22 protein-coding genes are annotated in these 22879 nt (G+C 71.7%); 9 read left to right on the top strand and 13 right to left on the bottom strand.

Annotated elements, in window-relative coordinates; translation table 11 throughout:
• The first annotated feature begins 42 nt into the window (after positions 1 to 42).
• On the top strand, positions 43 to 1236 hold the full coding sequence (gene tuf / locus AB8A24_RS05800; RefSeq protein WP_328962065.1) for an elongation factor Tu: 1194 nt from the start codon (positions 43 to 45) through the stop codon (positions 1234 to 1236).
• 219 nt (positions 1237 to 1455) lie between these two features.
• Here tuf and rfbC read toward each other — a convergent pair whose 3' ends face one another.
• Together rfbC and rfbA are read right to left on the bottom strand one after the other, a co-directional pair.
• Complete coding sequence (gene rfbC, locus AB8A24_RS05795) at positions 1456 to 2055, bottom strand: dTDP-4-dehydrorhamnose 3,5-epimerase (RefSeq protein ID WP_369474986.1); 600 nt, start codon at positions 2053 to 2055, stop codon at positions 1456 to 1458.
• Positions 2052 to 2927 (bottom strand): glucose-1-phosphate thymidylyltransferase RfbA, encoded by an 876-nt coding sequence (rfbA, locus tag AB8A24_RS05790; RefSeq protein ID WP_328962063.1) that lies wholly within the window; start codon positions 2925 to 2927, stop codon positions 2052 to 2054. Before rfbA ends, rfbC begins: the two co-directional genes overlap by 4 nt.
• Positions 2928 to 3013: 86 nt before the next feature.
• On the opposite strand from rfbA, the gene rfbB reads away from it, so the two are divergent.
• From rfbB to AB8A24_RS05760, 6 genes are all read left to right on the top strand, one after another.
• On the top strand, positions 3014 to 3991 hold the full coding sequence (gene rfbB / locus AB8A24_RS05785) for a dTDP-glucose 4,6-dehydratase (RefSeq protein ID WP_369474985.1): 978 nt from the start codon (positions 3014 to 3016) through the stop codon (positions 3989 to 3991).
• Positions 3988 to 4899 carry a dTDP-4-dehydrorhamnose reductase gene (gene rfbD / locus AB8A24_RS05780; RefSeq protein WP_369474984.1) on the top strand — a complete coding sequence of 304 codons (912 nt, stop codon included), beginning with the start codon at positions 3988 to 3990 and terminating at the stop codon, positions 4897 to 4899. Before rfbB ends, rfbD begins: the two co-directional genes overlap by 4 nt.
• 498 nt (positions 4900 to 5397) lie before the next feature.
• Positions 5398 to 5652: a hypothetical protein gene (locus AB8A24_RS05775; RefSeq protein WP_328962060.1), complete on the top strand. Its 255-nt coding sequence runs from the start codon at positions 5398 to 5400 to the stop codon at positions 5650 to 5652.
• Between the two features lie 271 nt (positions 5653 to 5923).
• Positions 5924 to 6760 (top strand): PP2C family protein-serine/threonine phosphatase, encoded by an 837-nt coding sequence (locus AB8A24_RS05770; protein WP_328962339.1) that lies wholly within the window; start codon positions 5924 to 5926, stop codon positions 6758 to 6760.
• A 117-nt stretch (positions 6761 to 6877) separates the two neighbouring features.
• Positions 6878 to 7840, top strand: a complete 963-nt coding sequence (locus tag AB8A24_RS05765) for an MASE1 domain-containing protein (RefSeq protein WP_328962340.1) — start codon at positions 6878 to 6880, stop codon at positions 7838 to 7840.
• A 64-nt stretch (positions 7841 to 7904) separates the two neighbouring features.
• A complete protein-coding gene (locus AB8A24_RS05760; protein ID WP_328962341.1) occupies positions 7905 to 8858 on the top strand; it encodes a hypothetical protein in 954 nt (317 codons plus the stop codon).
• Between the two features lie 39 nt (positions 8859 to 8897).
• Here AB8A24_RS05760 and AB8A24_RS05755 read toward each other — a convergent pair whose 3' ends face one another.
• The 11 genes from AB8A24_RS05755 to AB8A24_RS05705 all read right to left on the bottom strand — a co-directional run bounded on the left by AB8A24_RS05755 (position 8898) and on the right by AB8A24_RS05705 (position 19566).
• Positions 8898 to 9776 carry an alpha/beta hydrolase gene (locus AB8A24_RS05755; RefSeq protein ID WP_328962342.1) on the bottom strand — a complete coding sequence of 293 codons (879 nt, stop codon included), beginning with the start codon at positions 9774 to 9776 and terminating at the stop codon, positions 8898 to 8900.
• A gap of 171 nt (positions 9777 to 9947) precedes the next feature.
• Positions 9948 to 11171 (bottom strand): kynureninase, encoded by a 1224-nt coding sequence (gene kynU, locus AB8A24_RS05750; RefSeq protein ID WP_369474982.1) that lies wholly within the window; start codon positions 11169 to 11171, stop codon positions 9948 to 9950.
• On the bottom strand, positions 11164 to 12018 hold the full coding sequence (locus AB8A24_RS05745) for a tryptophan 2,3-dioxygenase family protein (RefSeq protein ID WP_030726538.1): 855 nt from the start codon (positions 12016 to 12018) through the stop codon (positions 11164 to 11166). Before AB8A24_RS05745 ends, kynU begins: the two co-directional genes overlap by 8 nt.
• A 165-nt stretch (positions 12019 to 12183) precedes the next feature.
• Positions 12184 to 12597 carry a DUF3151 domain-containing protein gene (locus tag AB8A24_RS05740; RefSeq protein ID WP_328962344.1) on the bottom strand — a complete coding sequence of 138 codons (414 nt, stop codon included), beginning with the start codon at positions 12595 to 12597 and terminating at the stop codon, positions 12184 to 12186.
• 155 nt (positions 12598 to 12752) lie between these two features.
• On the bottom strand, positions 12753 to 13457 hold the full coding sequence (locus AB8A24_RS05735; protein WP_328962345.1) for a ScbR family autoregulator-binding transcription factor: 705 nt from the start codon (positions 13455 to 13457) through the stop codon (positions 12753 to 12755).
• 193 nt (positions 13458 to 13650) lie between these two features.
• Positions 13651 to 14673, bottom strand: a complete 1023-nt coding sequence (gene fbaA, locus AB8A24_RS05730) for a class II fructose-bisphosphate aldolase (protein ID WP_328962346.1) — start codon at positions 14671 to 14673, stop codon at positions 13651 to 13653.
• 322 nt (positions 14674 to 14995) lie between these two features.
• Positions 14996 to 15535: an orotate phosphoribosyltransferase gene (gene pyrE, locus AB8A24_RS05725; RefSeq protein ID WP_328962347.1), complete on the bottom strand. Its 540-nt coding sequence runs from the start codon at positions 15533 to 15535 to the stop codon at positions 14996 to 14998.
• A gap of 33 nt (positions 15536 to 15568) precedes the next feature.
• Positions 15569 to 16357, bottom strand: a complete 789-nt coding sequence (locus AB8A24_RS05720; protein WP_328962348.1) for an aldose 1-epimerase — start codon at positions 16355 to 16357, stop codon at positions 15569 to 15571.
• 31 nt (positions 16358 to 16388) lie between these two features.
• Positions 16389 to 17225 carry an SRPBCC family protein gene (locus tag AB8A24_RS05715; RefSeq protein ID WP_328962349.1) on the bottom strand — a complete coding sequence of 279 codons (837 nt, stop codon included), beginning with the start codon at positions 17223 to 17225 and terminating at the stop codon, positions 16389 to 16391.
• A gap of 33 nt (positions 17226 to 17258) precedes the next feature.
• On the bottom strand, positions 17259 to 18902 hold the full coding sequence (locus AB8A24_RS05710; RefSeq protein WP_328962350.1) for a polyamine aminopropyltransferase: 1644 nt from the start codon (positions 18900 to 18902) through the stop codon (positions 17259 to 17261).
• Positions 18903 to 19017: 115 nt separating this feature from the next.
• Positions 19018 to 19566: a DUF2617 family protein gene (locus tag AB8A24_RS05705; RefSeq protein WP_328962351.1), complete on the bottom strand. Its 549-nt coding sequence runs from the start codon at positions 19564 to 19566 to the stop codon at positions 19018 to 19020.
• A 778-nt stretch (positions 19567 to 20344) separates the two neighbouring features.
• Between AB8A24_RS05705 and AB8A24_RS05700 the strand changes: the two genes are divergently transcribed.
• Entirely contained in the window at positions 20345 to 21526 is a 1182-nt protein-coding gene (locus tag AB8A24_RS05700) for a pyridoxal phosphate-dependent aminotransferase (protein WP_369474978.1), read from the top strand.
• Positions 21527 to 21687: 161 nt separating this feature from the next.
• Positions 21688 to 22878, top strand: coding sequence for a glycosyltransferase family 39 protein (locus AB8A24_RS05695; protein WP_369474977.1), 1191 nt, complete (start codon positions 21688 to 21690; stop codon positions 22876 to 22878).
• Position 22879: the final 1 nt, after the last annotated feature.

Raw genomic sequence — 22879 nt, 5'->3', positions numbered from 1 at the left:
CCGATGAGTAAGGCGTACAGAACCACTCTCCAGGAGGACCCCGTGGCGAAGGCGAAGTTCGAGCGGACTAAGCCGCACGTCAACATCGGCACCATCGGTCACATTGACCACGGTAAGACGACCCTCACGGCCGCCATTACCAAGGTGCTGCACGACGCGTACCCGGACCTGAACGAGGCCTCGGCCTTCGACCAGATCGACAAGGCTCCTGAGGAGCGCCAGCGCGGTATCACCATCTCGATCGCGCACGTCGAGTACCAGACCGAGGCGCGTCACTACGCCCACGTCGACTGCCCGGGTCACGCCGACTACATCAAGAACATGATCACCGGTGCCGCGCAGATGGACGGCGCGATCCTCGTGGTCGCCGCCACCGACGGCCCGATGCCGCAGACCAAGGAGCACGTGCTCCTGGCCCGCCAGGTCGGCGTCCCCTCCATCGTTGTCGCCCTGAACAAGGCCGACATGGTGGACGACGAGGAGATCCTGGAGCTCGTCGAGCTCGAGGTCCGCGAGCTGCTCTCCGAGTACGACTTCCCGGGCGACGACCTGCCGGTCGTCCGCGTCTCCGCGCTGAAGGCGCTCGAGGGCGACAAGGAGTGGGGCGAGAAGCTTCTCGGCCTCATGACCGCCGTCGACGACTTCATCCCGACCCCCCCGCGTGACACCGAGAAGCCGTTCCTCATGCCCGTCGAGGACGTCTTCACGATCACCGGTCGCGGTACCGTCGTCACCGGCCGTATCGAGCGTGGTGTCCTGAAGGTCAACGAGACCGTCGACATCATCGGTATCAAGGAGACCAAGACCACCACCACGGTCACCGGTATCGAGATGTTCCGCAAGCTGCTCGACGAGGGCCAGGCGGGCGAGAACGTCGGTCTGCTCCTCCGTGGCATCAAGCGCGAGGACGTCGAGCGCGGCCAGGTCATCATCAAGCCCGGTTCGGTCACGCCGCACACCGAGTTCGAGGCCCAGGCCTACATCCTGTCGAAGGACGAGGGTGGCCGTCACACCCCGTTCTTCAACAACTACCGCCCGCAGTTCTACTTCCGTACCACGGACGTCACGGGTGTCGTCACCCTGCCGGCCGGCACGGAGATGGTCATGCCGGGCGACAACACCGAGATGACGGTCGCGCTGATCCAGCCGGTCGCCATGGAGGAGGGCCTGAAGTTCGCCATCCGTGAGGGTGGTCGTACCGTGGGCGCCGGCCAGGTCATCAAGATCACGAAGTAATTTCGTGCTCTGACCTGGTAGCCCGTTCATCGGGCACCAAGTTGCACTGAAGGGCCCCTTCCCATCGCCTCGGCGGTGGGAAGGGGCCCTTCGGCATGTCCGGGTGCCCGGGTGCCCGGGTGCCCGGGTCCCCCGTCCGTACCGACGGGGGCGGGCGCGGGTACGAGTGAGGGCCGCACCCCGGAGGGGGTACGGCCCTCACTCGTGTACGGCGGTGGGTCAGTTCACGCGCAGGGATTCGGTGAACTCGACGCAGGCGGCGTGGTCGGGCAGCAGACCGGTCGCGAGGGCCTCGGCCAGCGAGGGCGCGGCCTCGTCGCGGGCGGACAGCAGCGGGACGTCGGCCGGCCACTCGATGCCCAGGTCGGGGTCGAGCGGGTGCACCGAGTGCTCGCCGGTCGGGTTGTAGGTCTCCGAGCAGAGGTACGACAGCGTCGCGTCGTCGCTCAGAGCGCAGAAGCCGTGGCCGAGACCCTCGGGGATGTAGACCGCGCGGCGGTCCACGTCGTCGAGGCGGACACCCTCCCACCGGCCGAAGGTGGGGGAGCCGACCCGCAGGTCGACGATGACGTCGAGCGCGGCGCCGCGTACGCAGGTCACGTACTTGGCCTGGCCGCGCGGTACGTCGGCGAAGTGGATGCCGCGGACCACGCCCGCGGAGGAGACCGAGAGGTTCGCCTGCGCCAGGTTCAGCGGGTGGCCGACGACCTCGGCGAGGCGGTCGAAGCGGTACCACTCGGTGAACAGTCCACGCGGGTCGCCGTGCAGCTGCGGGGTGACCTCGAAGGCGCCGGCGATGGAGAGTTCGCGGAACTTCATCGGGCGTCCTCCTCGGCGAGCAGCATCAGCAGGTAGTCGCCGTAGCCGCTCTTGGTCAGCGGTTCGGCGAGCGCGCGCAGCTGCGCGGAGTCGATGAGGCCGGCCCGCCAGGCCGCCTCCTCGATGCAGCCGATCTTGAAGCCTTGGCGCTCCTCGATCACGCGGACGAACTCGGAGGCCTGCACCATCGAGACGAAGGTGCCGGTGTCCAGCCACGCGGTACCGCGGTCGAGGATGGTCACGTTGAGCTCGCCGGCCTGGAGGTAGGTGTCGTTGACGGCGGTGATCTCCAGCTCGCCGCGGGCGCTGGGCTTCAGGCCCTTGGCTATCTCGACGACCCGGTTGTCGTAGAAGTACAGACCCGGCACCGCGTAGCGGGACTTGGGCTTCTCGGGCTTCTCCTCGATGGAGATGGCCTGGCCGTGCTCGTCGAACTCGACCACGCCGTAGGCGGTGGGGTCCGCCACCGGGTACGCGAACACGCGGCCGCCCTTGGCGTTCGTGTGCTGGGCGAGGCGGGTGCCGAGGCCACTGCCGTGGAAGATGTTGTCGCCGAGGATCAGCGCGACGGACTCGTCACCGATGAAGTCGGCGCCGAGGACGAACGCCTGGGCGATGCCCTCCGGGCGCTCCTGGACGGCGTACTCCAGCCGCAGGCCGAACTGCGAACCGTCGCCGAGCAGTCGCTCGAACTGTTCGCGGTCGTCCGGGGTGGTGATGATCAGGATTTCGCTGATACCCGCCATCACGAGGGTGGAGAGGGGGTAATAGATCATCGGCTTGTCGAAGACGGGGAGCAGTTGCTTCGAGACCGCCCGGGTCAGCGGCCAGAGTCGAGATCCGGTGCCGCCGGCTAAGAGGATTCCACGCATGGGGAGAACCCTATGCGGGAGCGCGCGGGGGGAAGCGGAGCTCAGCACATGTGACGTTGGGCGGCCGCTGGACTACTCTTCGTATTATGCGCATTCTTGTGACCGGCGGCGCCGGGTTCATCGGTTCAGAATTCGTCCGCCAGCAGCTCGCTGCAGATGGCACGGCGCAGATAACTGTTTTCGACAAGCTGACGTACTCGGGCGTCGAGGCGAACCTCGCCCCGGTCGCCGACCACCCCGGATACACCTTCGTCCAGGGCGACATCTGCGATGCGGAGGCCGTCGACCAGGTCATGCCCGGTCACGATGTCGTCGTGCACTTCGCGGCCGAGTCCCATGTCGACCGTTCGATCGCCGGCGCGGGCCCGTTCGTGATGACCAACGTGGTCGGCACCCAGGTGCTGCTCGACTCCGCCCGCAAGCACGGCGTCGGCCGCTTCGTCCACATCTCCACGGACGAGGTCTACGGGTCGATCGGCGAGGGCTCCTGGACGGAGGAGTGGCCGCTGGTGCCGAACTCCCCGTACTCCGCCTCGAAGGCGTCGTCCGACCTGCTGGCGCTGGCCTACGCGCGCACCCACGGCATGGACGTGGTGGTCACCCGCTGCTCCAACAACTACGGGCACTACCAGTTCCCGGAGAAGGTCATCCCGCTGTTCGTCTCGAACCTGATGGACGGCAAGAAGGTCCCGCTGTACGGCAACGGCGGCAACGTCCGCGACTGGCTGCACGTCTCCGACCACTGCCGCGGCATCGACCTGGCCATGCGCAAGGGCCGGGCCGGCGAGGTCTACAACATCGGCGGCGGCACGGAGCTCACCAACAAGGAGCTCACCGGTGTCCTGCTGGAGGCCGCGGGCCTCGGCTGGGACATGGTCGAGCACGTCGAGGACCGCAAGGGTCACGACCTGCGCTACTCCATCGACATCAGCAAGATCGGCGCCGAACTCGGTTACGCCCCGCAGGTCACCTTCGAGGACGGCATCAAGGCCACCGTCGACTGGTACCGCGAGAACCGTGCCTGGTGGGAGCCGCTCAAGGTGAAGGCGGCCCTGCAGAAGTGATCGCGGACCCGCGAGCCAGCCGCTGGCTCGTCACCGGAGCCGCCGGAATGCTCGGCCAGGACGTCCTGGCCGTCCTGAAGGACGCCGGTGTCGAAGCCGAGGGCTTGCGCCGCGCCGACCTCGACATCACCGACCCGGCAGCCGTCCGGGCCGCCGTCGAGGGTGTCGCGGTCGTCGTCAACTGCGCGGCCTGGACCGACGTGGACGGCGCCGAGACCGCCGAGGAGGCCGCCACCGCCGTCAACGGCACCGGCGTACGCGTCCTCGCCGCGGCCTGCGCCGAGGTCGGTGCCCGCCTGCTGCACCTCTCCACCGACTACGTGCTGCCCGGCAACGCCACGCAGCCGTACCGCGAGGACGCCGAGACCGGTCCGGTCAACGCCTACGGACGCTCGAAGCTGGTCGGCGAACAGGCCGTCGCCGAGCTCCTCCCGCAGGACGGCTACATCGTGCGGACCGCGTGGCTGTACGGGGAGCACGGGCCGAACTTCGTCGCCACCATGCTGAAGCTGGCCGCCCAGCGGGACACCCTCGACGTGGTCGACGACCAGCACGGCCAGCCCACTTGGTCCTACGCGCTGGCCCGCCACCTCGTCGACCTGGGCCTCGCCGCGCTGGCGGGGAAGGCCCCGGGCGGGGTCTACCACGGCACCGCGAGCGGCCGGACGACCTGGATGGGGCTGGCGCGCGAGGCCTACCGGCTGAGCGGACTCGACCCGGAGCGGATCCGGCCGACCACCTCCGACGCGTTCGTACGCCCCGCCGCGCGCCCGGCCTTCAGTGTCCTTGCTCACGAGGGTTGGTCGGCCGCGGGGCTCGAACCTTTGGCCGACTGGCGGGTTCAGCTCGCCGAGGCGATCACCCGCCCGGCCTTCTCTGATCTGCTGAGACTGCCTTCCGCCAGGTGATTCGGAGAGGCTGATCGCCTGCACGCGCACGTTGTCGACGGGGCCCGGAACGCAACCTTTCGGGCCTCATTCGCGTCATGCGAGGTGCCATATGCCTCTCCTGTAAAGATGTTGGCCCTTTCGCGCGAAAGGCGCCGTCCGCTGTGCGACTCTCCGTTCTGACCTCCATCACCGGTCTTCTGGTGCTGGGGTACGTCCTCGAGCTGCTGCGCCGCCAGCAACTGAGGTAGAAGTACCGGCGTACGTGCCGGCGCTGCTGGAGCGCCTCGCCGTCGGCGACGCCGACCTGGTCATCGGCGCCCGGTTCGCCGGCGACGGGGACTACACCGTGCGCGGCCCGCGCAAGTGGGCGATGTCGCTGTTGTCCGTCGTGCTGTCGCGCATCACCCGGACCAAGCTCACCGACACCACCTCGGGCTTCCGCGCCTGCAACCGGCCGCTCATAGGTTCTTCGCCCGCTGGTACCCCGTGGAGTACCTCGGGGACACCATCGAGTCCATGGTGGGCGCAGCCCGCTCCGGCTTCACCGTGCGCCAGATACCCGTGGCGATGCGCGAACGCACCACCGGCCGGCCGAGCGCCTCGCCGTTCCGGGCGATGGTCTACCTGTCCCGGGCCGGCCTCGTGCTGCTGCTCGCGATGATCCGCCGGATGCCCGACGAGCTCAAGGCGTTCACGCCCGGCACCCCGGCGTACACCGCCTTCCAGCAGCGCACCGCCGAGCTGGTCGACCGCCGGCTGACCAAGGCCTAGGCCGTCTCTTCCGGATCTTGCCGTGCCCGGCAAGCCCGGCACGGCCCCTCGCCGCGTTGTCGGGACACCCGAGTACGTCCAGTACACGGGCGCCCCTCCGCCTTGCGAGGCACCGCACCGGACGACCCGGGCTCACCCGACAAGATCTGAAAGAGACGACCTAGGGCGGGAACAGTCTCGGGGGGCGGGTTCCGGGTGGGCGGAAATATGATGTGCACGGGCTTTTCGCGCAGCGGAAGCAGGGACGAATGGATGCACCTCGGAGCGTTCCGTGACTCCTCGCCGTGCCCCGCGGGCGGCCAGCGCCGACCTGCTCAGCACGCTCGGGCGGCTCGCCGACCAGGCCCGCCGCGGGGTGGAGCTGCAGCAGGCCCGGGTGGACCTGGCCGAAGCGCTGCAGAGCGAGATGCTGCCCGCCACGCTGCCCGCACTGCCGGGCCTGCGGACCGCCGCCCGGTACGCGCCCGCCCGGCACGGCCTGGACATCGGCGGTGACTGGTACGACGGCTTCCGGCTGCCCGAGGGGGCTCTCGCCTTCTGCATCGGTGACGTCCAGGGGCACGACGTGGAGGCGGCCGCCTTCATGGGGCAGGTACGGATCTGCCTGCGCGCCGTGGCGGCCGTGGTCGTCGATCCGGGCGAGGTGCTGAGCCGGGCCAACGAGGTGCTGCTCTCCATGGACCGCGACCTCTTCGCGACCTGCAGTCTGCTGCGCTTCGACCCGGAGACCCGGGAGCTGGAGACCGCCCGGGCCGGCCATGTTCCGGCGGTCTGGGCCACCGTCGACGGCGAGTACGGCATAGCGGACGAGGACGGCGGCCTGCCGCTGAACCTGGCGCCCGGGGCCGGGTACGCGGTGACCCGCCGCCGGCTGACGAAGGCGGGGTCGATCGTGCTGCTCACCGACGGTGTGGTCGAGGGGCCGAAGTTCCCGATCGAGGTGGGTCTGGAGCGGGTGGCCCAGGTGGTGCGGGAGGCCGCGGGCACCGATCCGGGCGAGCTGGCCGCCGAGGTGATGAAGGTGGCCGACTCCACCGGCCACACGGACGACGCCGCCGTACTCGTGCTCACCCACGACGCCCGGCCCGACCCGCAAGACACCCCCTAGAGGGTGTCTTGTCGGTCAGGGTGGATCAGGGAGACCACCGCGAGCCCGCCCTGATCGGCAAGACCCCCCCTAGCGCGTGTCATGGCCCGCGGGGGCGCCGGGCTGTTGTCTGATGCTGTGGTGCGCACCGAGGGATGGCGACGTCTGCCCGCAGCTCTGCTGCCGATCCTCGCCGTCACCATCGCCTACTACGTGGGTGGCCTGATCGGCCTGTACCAGCGTGTGGTCGTCGACGGCGCCGAGGTGACCCCCCTGTGGCTGCCGACCGGCATCGCGGTGGCCTCCTTGCTCTGGATGGGCCTGCGGGCGTGGCCCGGGATCGCGCTCGGTACGTACCTCACCATCGAGCGGATCACCGATTTCGACCTGCCCGGCCTGATCATCGTCGCGGGGAACGTCCTCGCCCCCGTGTGCGCGTACCTGATGCTGCGCAGGGCCGGTTTCCGTACCGAGATGGACCGGCTGCGGGACGCCCTGGCGCTGGTCTTCCTGGGCGGTCTGCTGCCCATGCTGATCAGCGCGACGATCGGGACCTGCACGCTCGTGCTCACCGGGGACCTGCCGATGTCGCAGTTCTGGCCGGTCTGGGCGGCCTGGTGGGCCGGGGACGCGATGGGCGTCCTCGTGGTGACCCCGCTGCTGCTGGTCCTGCGCCGGCTCGTGGGCGTCCGACGGCCCCGGGAGGGCTACCGGGCGGCCGAGGCGGCGGCCCTGGTGGTCGCCTCCGTCGCCGTCACCCTCGTGGCCACCCGGAGCCCCCTCTCGTTGCTCTTCCTCGTCTTCCCGCTGATCATCTGGGCGGCCGTACGCTTCCAGCTCGCCGGGAGCGCTCCGGTCACCCTGCTGGTGTCCGTCCTGGCGATCGCGGCGGCGACCGCGCATACCGGCCCGTTCGCCCACCACACCCTCTTCGAAGTCATGATCAACCTCCAGGGCCTCAACGGTGCGGCGGCCCTGACGGGACTGCTGCTGTCGGCCCTGGTCACCGAGCAGAACAACGTCCGCCTGAAGATCGAGCAGGTCTGCGAGGACCTGGCCGAACTGGTGGAACACCTGGCCCCGGGCAAGCCGGATCGCTAGCCGCCGGCTGTCGGAGGCGGGGCTCAGGGTCGGTCGCGCACGACACGAGCCGCAGGAGACCTCCATGCCGTCAGGGCACCCGCAGCAGGACACCGCCCAGGCCCGCCCGACCGGGCCCCGGCCGCTGGCGCCGATCCCCTTCGACGTGGAGGCGGTCTTCCCGGAACTGACCGGCACGGCCCGGGAGGTCACCCTGCTCTACCCCCGGGCGGGCCGACCGGGACCGGGTGACAGCTCCATCGGCGGGCCGCTGCTGTGGCCGGCCGACGATCCCTGGCCGATGTGCGCCGAACCGGACCACTACAAGCCGCTGAGCGCCCCCGTCGGGCCCGAGCCGGTCGCGATGGTCCCGGTGGTCCAGCTGTACGCGCGGGACGTGCCCGGCCTCGTCTTCCCGGCCGGCACCGACCTGTTGCAGATCCTGTGGTGCCCCCTCGTCCACGAGACCGCCCCGTACGCGGCCGACCCCCGGCTCCACTGGCGCAGCGCGGCATCGACGGCGGCCGGCGCCACCGTCGGGGAGCCGCCGTACCCGCACACCGCCGAGGAGGAGTTCCTGCCGCGCCCGTGCACGGTGTCCCCCACTCCGGCGGTGGAATACCCGAACTGGGACATGCCGGAGGGGCTCGGTGAGCTGCTCGACGCGCGGTTCGAGGCCCTGCGGGAGGAGCGCGGCTTCGGCTTCCACGACGTGGCCACCACCCAGCAGAGCAAGGTCGGCGGCTATCCGGGGTGGACCCAGCCGCCCGCCTGGCCCGACTGCGCGGGCTGCGGCACCCGCATGGAGCACCTGCTCAGCGTGACCGCGACCGAACCGGAGTCGGGCCGTTGGCTGCCCCTGGACGACCGGTACCCCGGCCGGGAGGGGGCCGCGACCCCGTCCTGGAAGGCCGAGGCGGACCCCGCCGCCCTCGACGGGTTCGGGCACGGCATGGAGCTGGGCGACTTCGGCGGGACGTACTTCTTCGTCTGCCGCGGCTGCCCGGACACCCCGTACGCCCACCGCTACGACTGCTGAGCACCGACCGGGCGGCCGCGGGGGCCACGCCGCCGGGGGCTACCAGGCCAGCTGCGAGATCTCCTCGGCGACCACCGCGCACGCGTCCGCCGCCGGGTCGATCAGCGGGAAGTGCCCGACGGCGTCGAGGAGGGTCAGCCCGACCATCTCCCCCGCCTTCGCGGCCGCCGCCACGTACGCCTCGGCCACCTGCTGCGGGACCACGATGTCGTCCCGGCCCTGGACCACCGCCGTGGCGATCCCGGTCGGCAGCAGCGCCGCCGGATCGGCGTACGGCAGTCGCTCGTCCCAGTGGTCCGCCCCGCCCAGGAGCTGCGCGCTCGCGCCGCCGCACACGCCCAGTTCCTCCGCCACCGCGAAGTCGGCGATCGGGGCCAGCGCCACCACGCCGCGCAGCATCGGTGGGGCGGGCAGCCGCCACGGGGAGCCGGCCGGGAGTACGTGCCGGGCCGCGGCCCACAGCGCGAGGTGGCCGCCCGCCGAGTGGCCGGTGACGACCGTGCGGCGCACATCGGCCTGCGGGAGGGCGTCGGCCGCCAGGCCGGGCAGGGCGTCCATCGCTGCGGCGACATCGTCGAAGGTCTCCGGCCAGCGCCCGGCAACAGGCCCCTCGGCGTTCTGGTGCGGCAGCGAACTACCGCGCCGGTACTCGACGTTGGCGACGGCGAAACCCCGACGGGCCAGGAAGTCCGCGAATGGCGTGACGTGTTGCCGGTCGTACGGGGCCCGCCAGGCGCCCCCGTGCAGCAGCACCACGAGCGGGGCCGGGCCCTGGGTCTCACCGCGCGGGGCGTAGAAGTCGACGACGTGGTCGGGGTGTTCCCCGTACGTGGCGGTCGCGTCCGGCGCCACGGCCGGGTGGGCGAAGGCCGAGGCGGCCTCCGCGGCGTCCCGTTCCACTGCGGCGGGGTCCGTCATCGGCTCAACCTCTCGGTAACGCGTGGGACAGCGGGGACAGATGTTCCGGTGTTCCGGCAGAGCGGGACCGTATCAGTCCGGAACAGGCACTTCCGTGCGGGGCCCGGAATATGACCGGGCGGACGGAGCCGTAGCCCCGCCCGCCCGGTGATGTGACGTTTCGCTACCGAGTCACCCGAAAATGTGACCCAGTGTCCGCGCCGCGCGCTCGGCGTCGGCGAAACCGACGTAGAGCGGGGTGAAGCCGAAGCGCAGGACGTCGGGTGCGCGGAAGTCGCCGATGACCCCCCGGGAGATGAGCTCCCCCATGACCTCACGGGCGTTCTCGGTCCGCAGCGAGATCTGGCTCCCGCGGCGGCCGTGCTCGACCGGGGTGACCGACTCGACCCGGCCCTGCGGGACGTACGCCGCCACGCATGCGAGGAAGAAGTCGGTCAGGGCGAGGGACTTGGCCCGTACGTCTTCGACGGACACCCCGTCCCAGGCGTCGAGCGCCGACTCCAGGGCCAGCATGGACAGGATGTCCGGCGTGCCGACGCGCCCACGGGTCGCGCCCTCGGCCGCCTGGAAGGCCGGGGTCATCGCGAACGGATCCGCGTGACCGTTCCAGCCCGGGAGCGGGGAGTCGAAGTCGGCCTGGTGGCGGGCGGCGATGTACAGGTACGCGGGCGCGCCGGGGCCGCCGTTGAGGTACTTGTACGTGCAGCCCACCGCGAGGTCGACGGCGTGCGCGTCGAGGTCGACGGGGAGGGCTCCGGCGGAGTGGCACAGGTCCCAGACCGTGATCGCCCCGGCGGCGTGGGCCGCCGTGGTGAGGGCGGGGAGGTCGTGGAGCCGACCGCTGCGGTAGTCGACGTGGTTGAGGAGGACCACGGCGGTGTCCGCGTCCATCGCCTCGGCCGCGTGCGAGGGGTCCACCGGGACGACGGTCAGGCCCGTCATCCGGGCCGCCGACTGCGCGATGTACCCGTCGGTGGGGAAGGTGGCCGCGTCGACCAGCAGCTTCGTCCGGCCGGAGGCCGCGAGCCGGGCGGCGCCGACCAGGGCCTTGAAGAGGTTGACGCTGGTGGAGTCACCGACGACCACCTGGCCGGGGGCCGCGCCGACGAGCGGGGCGAGCTTGTCGCCGATCCGCTCGGGCGCGGTCCACCAGCCGCTCTCGTCCCAGGACCGGATGAGGAGCTCGCCCCACTGCCGGGCCACGACGTCCGCGGTGGTGCCCGCGACACCGGCCGGGAGCGCGCCGAGGGAGTTGCCGTCCAGGTAGACGACCCCGTCGGGCAGGGTGAAGCGCTCGCGGAGCTTGGCGAGCCCGTCGGCGGCGTCCAGCTCGGCCGCACGGTCGCGCAGGTCCGCCGAAGACTCCGCCGCTATGTTCGTGGAGTCGTCAGACATAGCTGCGGGCCGTCCAGAGCTCCGGGAAGACGTTCTTCGTCGCCCGCTTCTCCAGCCAGGTCACGCCGGCCGAGCCGCCCGTGCCCGTCTTCGCGCCCATCGCGCGGCGGGTGGCGACCAGGTGGTCGTTGCGCCAGCGCCAGACGAGCTCGGCGACGTCCGTGAGGACCTCGCCGAGGCGGTGCAGGTCCACGGTCTCGTTGTCGTCCGGGGCGGCGTACAGGCCCGTCCAGACGGCCTCGACCTCGGGGGAGGGTTCGTAGCGCAGCGACAGGTCGCGGTTCAGGACGGCTTCCGGGACCGGCAGGCCGCGGCGGGCGAGCAGGCGCAGCACCTCGTCGTAGAGGCTGGGCTCGTGCAGGGCCTTCTCCAGCTCCGCGTGGACGCGCGGAGCGCCCCGGTGCGGGACCAGCATGGAGGAGGACTTCTCGCCGAGCAGGAACTCCATCCGGCGGTACATCGCCGACTGGAAACCGGAACCCTCGCCGAGGGCGGCGCGGTAGGCGTTGAACTGTCCCGGGGTGAGCTGGGCGAGCGGGCGCCAGGAGGCGTTGAGGGCTTCCAGTTCGCGGAGGGAACGTTTCAGCGCATCCATCGCGACCGGGATGTGGTCCTCGCGCAGGGCCTTCGCGGCGGTCTCCCACTCGTGGACGATGACCGTGAACCACAGCTCCATGACCTGGGTCGTCACCAGGAAGACCATCTCGCCCGGGTCGTCCGAGCGGAGGTGCTGGAGGTGGGTGAGGACGTCCGCCTGGACGTAGTCCTCGTACGGGGTCGTGCCGTCGAAGTCGAGGTTCGGGGTTTCCGACCCGCCGACTCCGGAGGCATCAAGGGTTTTCGACATCGCTGTCTCCTCGACACGTGCTTCCGGGTAGCGGTCCGCCCCTTCCGTGAGGTGAGTGGAGCCCCGGTCCCCTGCCCGCAGCATAGGACACCGGCGCGCCGGCGCTCCAGCGGAGAGTGACACAGACCACACAATTCGGTGCGTGTCACTCCCCGCCGTACGGACTCAGGCGCTCAGCGTGTCCGCGGCCGTCGGGGACGAGTCACGCAGGAAGGTCGAGCAGCGCTCGTACTCCTCCTTCTCGCCGATCACCTCGGCCGCGCGGGCCAGGGCGTGCAGGGCGCGCAGGAAGCCGCGGTTCGGCTCGTGCTCCCACGGGACCGGACCGTGGCCCTTCCATCCGGCGCGGCGCAGCGCGTCGAGGCCGCGGTGGTAGCCCGTACGGGCGTAGGCGTACGACTCGACGGTGCGGCCGCCGGCGAAGGCCTCGTCGGCGAGGATCGCCCAGGCGAGGGACGACGTGGGGTGCGCGGCCGCCACCTCGACGGCGGGGGTGCCGGCGGCGACGGCCTCGCGGCCGGGCTCGTCGGGCAGGTGGGTGGGGGCGGGGCCCCCGAGCAGGTTCTGGTGAATGGACATGCCCCCAGTCTGCCGGGCCGCTGCCGCCGGGCGAGCGGTGGTCCGCCGGATCCCCGGTGCGGGGCGCGACGTTGTCGATCGGGCGCGGCGGCGCGCGGGCCGACGCGGTACGGCCCCGGGCCGCCGGAACCTGATCCACGGCCCGGCGGCAAGGATCAGCCGACGCCGGCCGGGACCGGTGCGGAGGGGCTCGAACAGTCGCATCCGGGGGCCTCGTCCGTGCCGTGCAACACCCGCGCGCCGCGCCCCGGCGCGGTGTCGAGTCGGGCCGCGACGGCCGGGACCACCAGGCTCGGCAGCACGCTCGTGTAGAGCGCCGAGATCTCCCGGTCCAGGTCGAGCCCGAGGGTCTGCGACATCACGTTGAGCCCGGCGAAGGAGCCGACCACCAGCCGCGAGGGCCCCGCCGGGTCCACGTGCGGGAGCAGTTCGCCGTGCTCCTTCGCCCGCACCAGCAAGGCGGTGTGCAGGTCGATCCATCCTTGGTACGGCGCCGCCCGGTCCAGTTCCCGGCCGTTCTGCTCCAGGGTGAGCCGAGCGCTGCCGCGCATCAGCACGTCGTACCGCAGGCGGTGCGAGAAGACCATGCCGACGTCGACGAACTCCTGCGCCCGGAACTCCTGCGGGGTGACCGGCGCGTGCATGATGACCTGGGCGTCGATCACGGCCTGCGCCAGGTCCTCCTTCGAGTCGAAGTGGAAGTAGAGCGCGCCTTTGGTGACGTTGGCGAGCTCGACGATGTCCGTCAGTTTGGCCGCGCCGTAGCCCCGCTCCTCGAACACCACGGCGGCGGCTTCCAGGATCGCCCGGCGGGTGCGCACGGCTCGGTCCTGCTTCGCCTGCGTTCGTTCGGCCCTCATGTGCGCATGCCCTCTCCCCCGCCCCCGACCGATCGGTCCGTACATGCCCCCGACACGTACTCCGGGGCAGTTCACACCATCGTGCGGTCACCGTCCACCGCCGCCGCCGTCACCCCTGCCGGGGGACGCCGAAGGGCCCGGCCTCCGTCGTGGGACGGGGGCCGGGCCCTTCGGTTCGACTCGCTGCGGTCGACTACTTCAGCTTGGTACCGGTGGAGCGCAGGTTCGCGCACGCCTCGGCGACGCGCGCGGCCATGCCCGCCTCGGCGGCCTTGCCCCAGGTGCGGGGGTCGTACTTGGACTTCGTACCGACCTCGCCGTCGACCTTCAGCACACCGTCGTAGTTGCTGAACATGTGGTCCACGACCGGGCGGGTGAAGGCGTACTGGGTGTCGGTGTCGAGGTTCATCTTCACGACGCCGTTCTCCAGCGCGGTGGCGATCTCCTCGGCCGTGGAGCCCGAGCCGCCGTGGAAGACGAAGTCGAACGGGGAAGCCTTGCCGTACTTCTCGGCGACACCGGCCTGAAGGTCCTTGAGGAGCTCGGGGCGCAGGACGACGTTGCCCGGCTTGTAGACGCCGTGGACGTTGCCGAACGAGGCGGCCAGCAGGTAGCGGCCCTTCTCGCCCAGGCCGAGGGCCTCGGCGGTGCGGATCGCGTCGTCGACGGTCGTGTACAGCTCGTCGTTGATCTCGTGGGTGACGCCGTCCTCCTCGCCACCGGTCGGGGTGATCTCGACCTCAAGGATGATCTTGGCGGCGACGGCCTTGGCGAGCAGCTCCTGGCCGATGGCCAGGTTGTCGGCCAGGGTCTCGGCGGAACCGTCCCACATGTGCGACTGGAAGAGCGGGTTCAGACCGCGGGCCACGCGCTCGGCGGAGATGTCGAGCAGCGGACGTACGTAGCCGTCCAGCTTGTCCTTCGGGCAGTGGTCCGTGTGCAGGGCGACCGTGATGTCGTACTTGGCGGCCACGATGTGCGCGAACTCGGCCAGGGCGACCGCGCCGGTGACCATGTCCTTGTTGTGCTGGCCACCCAGGAACTCCGCACCACCGGTGGAGATCTGGATGATGCCGTCGCTCTCGGCCTCCGCGAAGCCGCGCAGGGCAGCGTGCAGGGTCTGGGAGGAGGTCACATTGATGGCCGGGTAGGCGAACTTGCCTGCCTTCGCCCGGTCGAGCATCTCGTTGTAGACCTCGGGGGTTGCGATGGGCATCTGCCGGCTCCTTGGATGTGCGGGGAGTGTGCTTATTGCGGGCCCTGACCTGGGGGCGACGTCATCGTCGCGCCTATCTTTCCAGACTCAGCGCAGGGGTCCAGACTGCCGGTCTCACGTGGTGGGCGAACGGCCCGGGATGTTTCACGTGAAACACCCCGGGCGTCCGGGAAAGGGCAGGTCAGGCCGGTCGGAGGGGCCGCCGAGAACCTTCTCCACCAGTTCTCCCGGTGGCCGGACGGAGCCCGGACGCGGGCAGGACCGGGGCTGACCCGGGGGCCGCGGCGGGGCGGGCCGGGCCCGGCGAGCCGGGAGAGACGACCTAGGACAGGCCGAGGTCCTGGAGCTGGTATCCGGTGAGGTAGGGCAGGCCGGCACCGGCGATCGCGTCGGCCGCACCGCGGTCGACGATCGTCGCGACGGCGACGACCTCGCCGCCGGCCTCGCGGACCGCCTCGACGGCGGTAAGCGGGGACCCGCCGGTGGTCGAGGTGTCCTCGACCACCAGGCAGCGCTTGCCCTTCACGTCGGTGCCCTCGATACGGCGCTGCATGCCGTGGGCCTTCTGCGCCTTGCGGACGACGAAGGCGTCCAGGCGCTCACCGCGCGCCGCGGAGGCGTGCAGCATCGAGGTCGCGACCGGGTCGGCGCCCAGGGTCAGACCGCCGACGCAGTCGAATTCGAGCTCGGCCGTGAGGTCGAGCATGACCTGGCCGACCAGCGGGGCCGCCTCGCCGTCGAGGGTGATCCGGCGGAGGTCGATGTAGTAGTCGGCCTCAAGACCGGAGGAGAGGGTCACCTTGCCGTGCACGACGGCCTTGTCCTTGATCTGCTGCAGAAGCGCATCGCGTACGTCACTCATGCCCCTGAGCTTAGAGGGGGGCGAGAAGAGGGCCTAGCCGAGCCGCCGCCAGGTCCAGGTCGTGGAGACCTCCAACGGATCGACCGGGGTGACCAGGCGCGGAAGGGAATTCAGCCCGTTCGGCGGACCCGACTGCGGCTCCACGCAGACGGCCTCGGGCTCCTCGTCGTAGATGACCACCCATTCGGCCCGGCTGGTGACCCGCAGTTCGAGGGCGCCCGGCCAGGTGAGGGTGACGTCGACGCCGTGCGGCATTCCGAAGCAGTCGTCCCAGGGGCGGGGCTTCGGGTCGATGCGCTTGCCGGTGGGGATGTGGTCCTCGCCGCGCTCCTCCTGCCATCCGGGCTCGAAGGAGACCTCCGCGTCCGGGCCGCCGGCCCCGAGGTTGCGCAGGAACCAGGGGTGCCAGCCGACCTGGGCCGGGAAGGAGTCCCCGTACGTCTCGACGCCCATGGCGAGGGTCAGCGAGTCCTCGGCGAGCGTGACGACCTGCGTCACCCGGCCGGGGTACGGCCACGGGTCGGCGAGGTCGTAGGAGAAGGCGGCCTCGGTGCCGGTGGCCCCGGCCGGGCGCCAGGACGAGTCGCGGCCGAAGCCGTGGAGCGCGTGCGGCGGGTGGTTGAGCGGCATCTGATGGACGGTCGCGCCGTCGTGGAACCGTCCGTTCGCGACCCGGCCGCACCACGGGACCATCGGGAAGGCCCCGTACCTCGGTCCCTGGCGCAGCAGTTCCGTTCCGTCGATGCGCAGGCTGCTGATCCGGCAGCCGTTCTCCTGGTCGACCGTCACCTCGGCGCCGCCGGCGCTCAGTTGCGTACTCATGCGGTCGACCCTAATGCGGCAGAACCACGGATCAGCGACGACGGCGCAGGGCACGGCCGATGACGACCGCCGAGGCCAACGCGAAGGCGGCGGCCGGAGCGATCCACCGCAGGCTGTCGCCGGCGCCTGCCGAGGCCGGCGCGGGGACCGGGGCGTACCGACCGCGCGGCGGCGCGTGGTCCACCTCCTCCGCGCTGCGGCCGATCATGGTGCGGCGGGCGTGGGCGGCCTCGGCCGGAGGCCGCGGGGCTCCGTCGGAGGCCTCGAACCGACCGGCGAGGAAGGGGTCCAGGGACGGCTGCGGTACGTCGGTCTCGAAGAGGGAGGCGGTGACCTCGGTGACGTCGTCCTCGACGTACCCGGGGCCCTGTCCGTCCGCTCCGCCCTCGCCGCCCTCCGCTTCCTCGGCCTCGGCCACCGGGTCGCTCACGGCGTCGGGCGCGGCGGCGAGGGTCAGCGCTCCGGCGGCCCGGTCGAGCAGCCGCACCACGGCCGTGGCCGCGGCCTCGGGCGGGAAGGCCGCGGCGCGCCCGTCGGCGGTGGCGCCGGCGGTGAAGTCCAGCCGGGTCCCGTCCGGGACCGGGGTCAGCCGCAGGTCGAGGGAGAACGTCACCGTTCCGCTGCCCCGGGCCTCCGTGCCCGCGCCGTCGAAGGTGAAGTGCCCGGGGTCCCGCTCGGTGACGGTCAGGGCGCCCCGGTAGGTCACGGTGCTCCCGCCGACCCGGACCTTGAGCCGGCCCGAGACCGGCCCGGCGTCGGTGTCGGCGTCCTGCTGGAGTCCCGGCACGCACCGGGCGACCTGGGCGGGGTCGCGCAGCACGGCGCGGAGATCGTCTGCCGGTACCGGGACGAACACCTGATGCTCCATGTGGTCGAGCCTACCGACGAGACCCGCACCGGGTCACGAATACCGCGGGTGCGGCAGGGTCGACGGGGGGAGTCCGGGCACCCGGGTGCGTTCCGCGTCGCGTGCGGCGTCCTGCAGGGAGCGGGTCGAGAGCGAGCGCAGCGCGGGCGTGTCGCGGTCCACGCGCAGCGGCGGGTCCTGGTCCCGGGCGGCCAGGACGAAGCCCCAGTCCTGCGGCGGTACGTCCGTCACGCCGTGGGGGGTGCGGTCGGGCCCGGCGGCGAAGCCCGTGAGGCGGCCGCCCGCGCTGTAGGGGGCGGTGCGCAGGCCGGCCGCGCGGAGGGTGGAGTCGACGGTCCAGTAGGCACGCGGGCGCGTGGCCATCGGTCCGGCGTGCACGGCGATGCGGCCCCCGGGGCGCAGGGCCCGCGCGGCCAGCCCGTAGAACTCCTGCGAGTACAGCTTCGTGCTGGGGGTGATGCCCGGGTCGGGGAGGTCGGAGACGATGACGTCGAAGCGGTCGCCGGAGGCCGGCCCCCGCAGCCAGCGGAAGGCGTCCTGCGTGACGACGGCCAGCCGCGGGTCCTCGTACACCCGGGCGTTGAGCGCGGAGAGCATCGGATCGGTGCGGGCGAGGCGGACCACGCCGGGGTCGAGTTCGACGACGGTGACGGAGGAGACGTCCCGGTAGCGGAGCACCTCGCGCGCGGCGAGCCCGTCGCCGCCGCCGAGGACCAGGACGCGGGTGTGCGGGCCGGTCATCGCGGGGTGGACCAGGGCCTCGTGGTAGCGGTACTCGTCGTAGCCGCTGACCCGCAGCCGGCCGTCCAGGTAGAGGTCGAGGGAGCGCGGGGAGCCGGTCCGCGGGCCGGTGAGCACCAGCTCCTGCACCCCGGTCCGGACGGCGACCCGCACCTCCCCGCCGTAGACGGCGCGCCGGGCGTTGCGCTCGAAGTCGTCGGCGAGGACGGTCGCGGAGGCGAGCACGGCCAGGACGGTCACGTTCGCGCCGATCAGCAGCCAGCGGCTGCGTCTGCTCAGGTCCCGGCGGAACAGCCACAGGACCAGCCCGCCGCCGACGATCACGTTGACGGTGCCGGTGACCATGGCGCCGGTGAGCTGGCCGAGCATCGGGAGCAGCAGGAAGGGGAAGGCGAGGCCGCCGACCAGGGCGCCCACGTAGTCGGCGGCGAACAGGTCGGCGACGGCCCCGCCGGCGTCCTGCCGGCGGATCCGCTGGATGAGGACCATCAGCAGCGGGATCTCGGCGCCGATGAGCACCCCGATGGCGAAGGAGAAGCCGACGAGCGCGGGGCGGGACTCCCCCAGCCAGGCGAAGCTCGCGTACAGCGCTATGGCCGACAGCCCGCCGAGCAGGGCCAGCCCGGCCTCGATGGCGCCGAAGCCGAAGGCGGGCCGGTGGCGGAAGCGCTTGGCAAGCAGGGAGCCGACGCCCATGGCGAAGACCATGACGGACAGCACGACCGACGCCTGGGTGACGGAGTCGCCGATGAGGTAGGTGCCGAGGGCGAGCAGCTCCAGCTCGTACACGAGCCCGCAGGCGGCGCAGATGAACACGGTGGCCAGGACGAGGAGTCGGCCGGTCCGGGGCCGTACGGGCAGGGCGGCCGGGACGGTCGCGGCGCCCCGCGGCTCCGGGGCCGGGAGTACCCGGCGCGGGACGGAACGGTCGATCATGAAGCGAACCGTACGTCACCATCCCCTCACATCCGGTCACCCACATGGGTGTAAGTGACGTACTGATCCCGCCAGTTGGCGTAACCGTGGCGGGATAATCGCGCCCCCGCGCCCGCTACAGCAGCGCGGGCGAATCCAGGGCCGCCGCCGCGGGCGCCCCGATCCGTACGCCCACCCGCGTCCGGGTGGCCACCAGCTGGCCCTCCTGCGGGTACGCGTGCCAGGTCCGCCAGCGCACCTGACCCTCGTAGCGCTGCGCGAGCATGGCGGTGAAGGCGTGCGGACTTCCGGGAAAGGTGCCCGCTAGTCCGTTCGGGTGATCCGCCACCAATGCGAGCAACTCCTGGGCCCGCCCGGCGAAAGAGCCGCGGGAGAGGGTCTCGACCCGCGCGGCGAACTCGTACTCCCAGTCGCCCACCCGCTTGGCCACGCCGAGCGGCAGCGGCGTGCTGCTGCCGGGCATACAGGCGACGGTCTCCGAGCAGAGCACCTCCCCCTCCTCCAGAAGCACCTGATGGGACGCCCCGAGCAGGCGCAACTCCACCTTCGCCCCCGAAAGTTCGAGGTTCAGTACGGCCAGGGCGGGCAACCGGTCCCGACCCAGAGCCCAGGCGAGATCGGCGGCACGCGTGTCGGTGTATGAGGTCTGGAGGGTCGTGAGCATGAGTCGGCTCCGCAAACGCGCGAGGGAGATGGGCCGGGGCCCGCCAGCGGTAGCAAGCACGGGTGGGGGGAAACCGGCACGGGTCCACAGGAAGTCCCGGGAGGTCCGAGGACTGGTCTACTCAACCGAGGGAATCATGAAAGGCACGGCACTCACAGCGTTTTTACCCAACTTGACGGGGTTTACATCCCCCCGGGGGCTCCGCAGTTCACGTGTTCAACAGATTGCGTCCCGCGCGTCGTCATGCATCGGCGAACGAGAGGGCGCCCGACGGCAGTCGGACCGTCGAACGCCCTCGTCCACGCGGTGCCGCGCGGGTGCCGGGCGAGTACCCGGCGAGTACCGAGCAAGTGCCGAGCGGGTGCCCGGCGGTGCTCGATCCACGGTGCCCGGTGTCAGCTGGACCCGCCACCGCACCCGCCGCCGCCACCACCGCCACCGCACGAGGAGGACGATCCCCCGCACGACGAGGAGGACCCACAGCCGCCCCCCGAGTCACCGCCGCCGTCACCCGCCCACCAGCCACCGTGGCTGCGGCGGCCACCGCGGCGGGCCGAACCGCGACCCGCGGACGACCGGCCCAGCTTCGTAAGGAGGTACACCGCGATGATGCTCAGGAACACAACGAAGACGAACCCCATGTCCGCCACCTCTCTCACACCCCGGTCTTCCCGGGGGAGCGGGATCCCCGCGTCCCGCGTGAAGGGGAAATGCCCCCGGGCCGCGCGGCCCAAAGCACACTTGAGGAAGTCCAGAGGTTGCCCTCAGGATGACGACCATGAGCACACCCGTGAGCAGTGACCGCCCCTTCCTGAACCGCCGTCTGGCGGCCTTCGGCACGACGATCTTCGCGGAGATGTCGGCGCTGGCCACGCGCACCGGTTCGATCAACCTCGGCCAGGGTTTCCCCGACACCGACGGTCCGGCGCAGATCGCCGAGGCGGCCTCCCGCGCGGTCCTCACGGGACTGGGCAACCAGTACCCGCCGGGGCCGGGCGTCCCGGAGCTGCGCACCGCGATCGCCGCGCACCAGCAGCGCTTCTACGGTCTCGCCCACGACCCCGACACCGAGGTCCTCGTCACGGCGGGCGCCACGGAGGCCATCGCCGCCGCCCTCCTCGCCCTCCTGGAGCCGGGCGACGAGGTCATCGCCCTGGAGCCGTACTACGACTCGTACGCGGCCTGCATCGCCATGGCCGGCGCGGTACGCGTACCCGTCACCCTGCGCCCGCACGCCGGGGCCTTCGCCCTCGACCTGGACGAACTGCGCGCCGCCGTCACCCCGCGCACCCGCCTGCTGCTCCTGAACACCCCGCACAACCCGACGGGCACCGTCCTGACGCCGGCCGAGCTCACGGCGATCGCCGAGCTGGCCGTCGAGCGCGACCTGCTGGTCGTGACGGACGAGGTGTACGAGCACCTGGTCTTCGAGGGCGCCCACACGCCCCTGGCGGGCCTCCCGGGCATGCACGAGCGCACGGTCACCATCTCCTCGGCCGGGAAGACCTATTCGTTCACGGGCTGGAAGGTCGGCTGGATCACCGCGTCCCCGGAGCTGATCACGGCGGTCCGCTCGGTGAAGCAGTTCCTGACCTACGTCTCCTCGGGCCCCTTCCAGTACGCGATCGCCGAGGCCCTCGCCCTGCCCGACAGCTACTACGACACCCTCCGCGCCGACCTGGCCGCCAAGCGCGACATCCTCGCCGACGGTCTCGCGGCGGCCGGCTTCGAGGTCTTCCGCCCACAGGGCACGTACTTCATCACCACCGACATCACCCCCCTCGGCGAGAAGGACGGCCTCGCCTTCTGCCGCGCCCTCCCGGAACGCTGCGGCGTGGTCGCCATCCCGAACCAGGTCTTCTACGACGACAAGAGCGCGGGCGCCACCCAGGTCCGCTGGGCGTTCTGCAAGCGCGAGGACGTCCTGCGCGAGGCCGCCGAGCGGCTGCGCCGGCTCTGACTGCGGCCCCCGGGATCTCGTTCGGACGGGCCGTTCCGACAGCGGACATCCGGCGTCCTTGCGGGGTTGTGGGGGCGGTGTGAAGCTGTGCGTCGTGCGAGTGCCCGAAGCCCTCACCGCCGGGTGAGCGGACCACCGCGAGCTGGAAAGTCGGGGGATTGATGGCAACGGGCAGAGCCGGCGTGTCCACGTCGCCGCTGGAGACGCGCGCGGTCCGGGCCGTGCGCTCGGCCGCGCCGACGACGGTGATCGCGCTCGGGGTGTTCGCCGCCGTGCGCGGGGGCGGAGTGCTGGTGCTCGGCCTCGGGTCCTGGTGGGCCGGGCGGGATCCGCTGAAGGTGCTCGGCAGGTCCTGGGACTCGGACTGGTACCTGCGGATCGCCGTCCACGGCTACGGGCGGACCCTGATGTGGCCCGAGGTCGCCACCGGGACCGGGCCCGTACAGAGCGACTACGCCTTCTTCCCGCTCTACCCCACCCTGATACGCCTCGTCTCGGCGATACTGCCCGGCGGGACGATCCCCGCCGCGCTCCTCGTCGCCTGGGTCTCCGCCGCCGTGGCCGCACTCGGGATCTACCGGGTCGGGGAGCGGGTGATCGGCCCGCGCGCCGGGCTGCTGCTCGTGGGGCTGTGGGCGGCGCAGCCGCACGCGGTGGTGCTCACCCTCGCCTATACCGAGGCCCTGCTGGCCGCCTTCGCCGCCTGGGCGCTGTACGCACTGCTGCGCGGCCGCTGGCTGTGGGCCGCCGGTCTCGCCGTCCTGGCCGGGCTGACCCGGCCGACCGGGCTGGCCGTCGCGGCCGCCGTCTCGGTCGTGGCCCTGCACGCCGTCGTCGTACGAAGATCCCGGGCACCCGAGGTGTGGCTGGCCGGGCTGGTGGCGCCGGCGGGCTGGACGGCGTACGTCCTGGCCGTCGGCGTGAAGGTGGGCGACCCCTTCGGCGGCTACTTCGCCGTGCAGCGCGGCTGGGGCTCCCGCTTCGATTTCGGCGTCGGGGCGCTGCGCTCCGTCGAGCGGGTGCTGACCGGCGGGCACGTGCCGCTCGCCACCACCGTGACGGTGGTCCTGCTGGCCATGGCCGGGCTGTCGGCGATACCGCTGCTCCTGGACCGCACCCCGCTGCCGCTGCTCGTGTACACCGCGATCCTGCTGGTCATCGGCTTCGGCGGGGCCGGCTTCTTCGAGTCCAAGCCGCGGTTCCTGCTGCCGGCCTTCCCGCTGCTCCTGCCGATGGCCGCCGTCGTGGCGAGAGCCCGGCCGCGCACCGCGGTCATGGTGACCGCGGTGGTGGCCGGGCTCGGTTACGGCTACGGGCTGTATCTGCTGCTCATCGCCCGCGTACCGCTGTAAC

The sequence above is a fragment of the Streptomyces sp. BF23-19 genome (assembly GCF_041106355.1).
In the GTDB taxonomy this organism is placed as follows: domain Bacteria; phylum Actinomycetota; class Actinomycetes; order Streptomycetales; family Streptomycetaceae; genus Streptomyces; species Streptomyces virginiae_A.
This window is presented reverse-complemented; position numbering and strand designations above follow the sequence as displayed.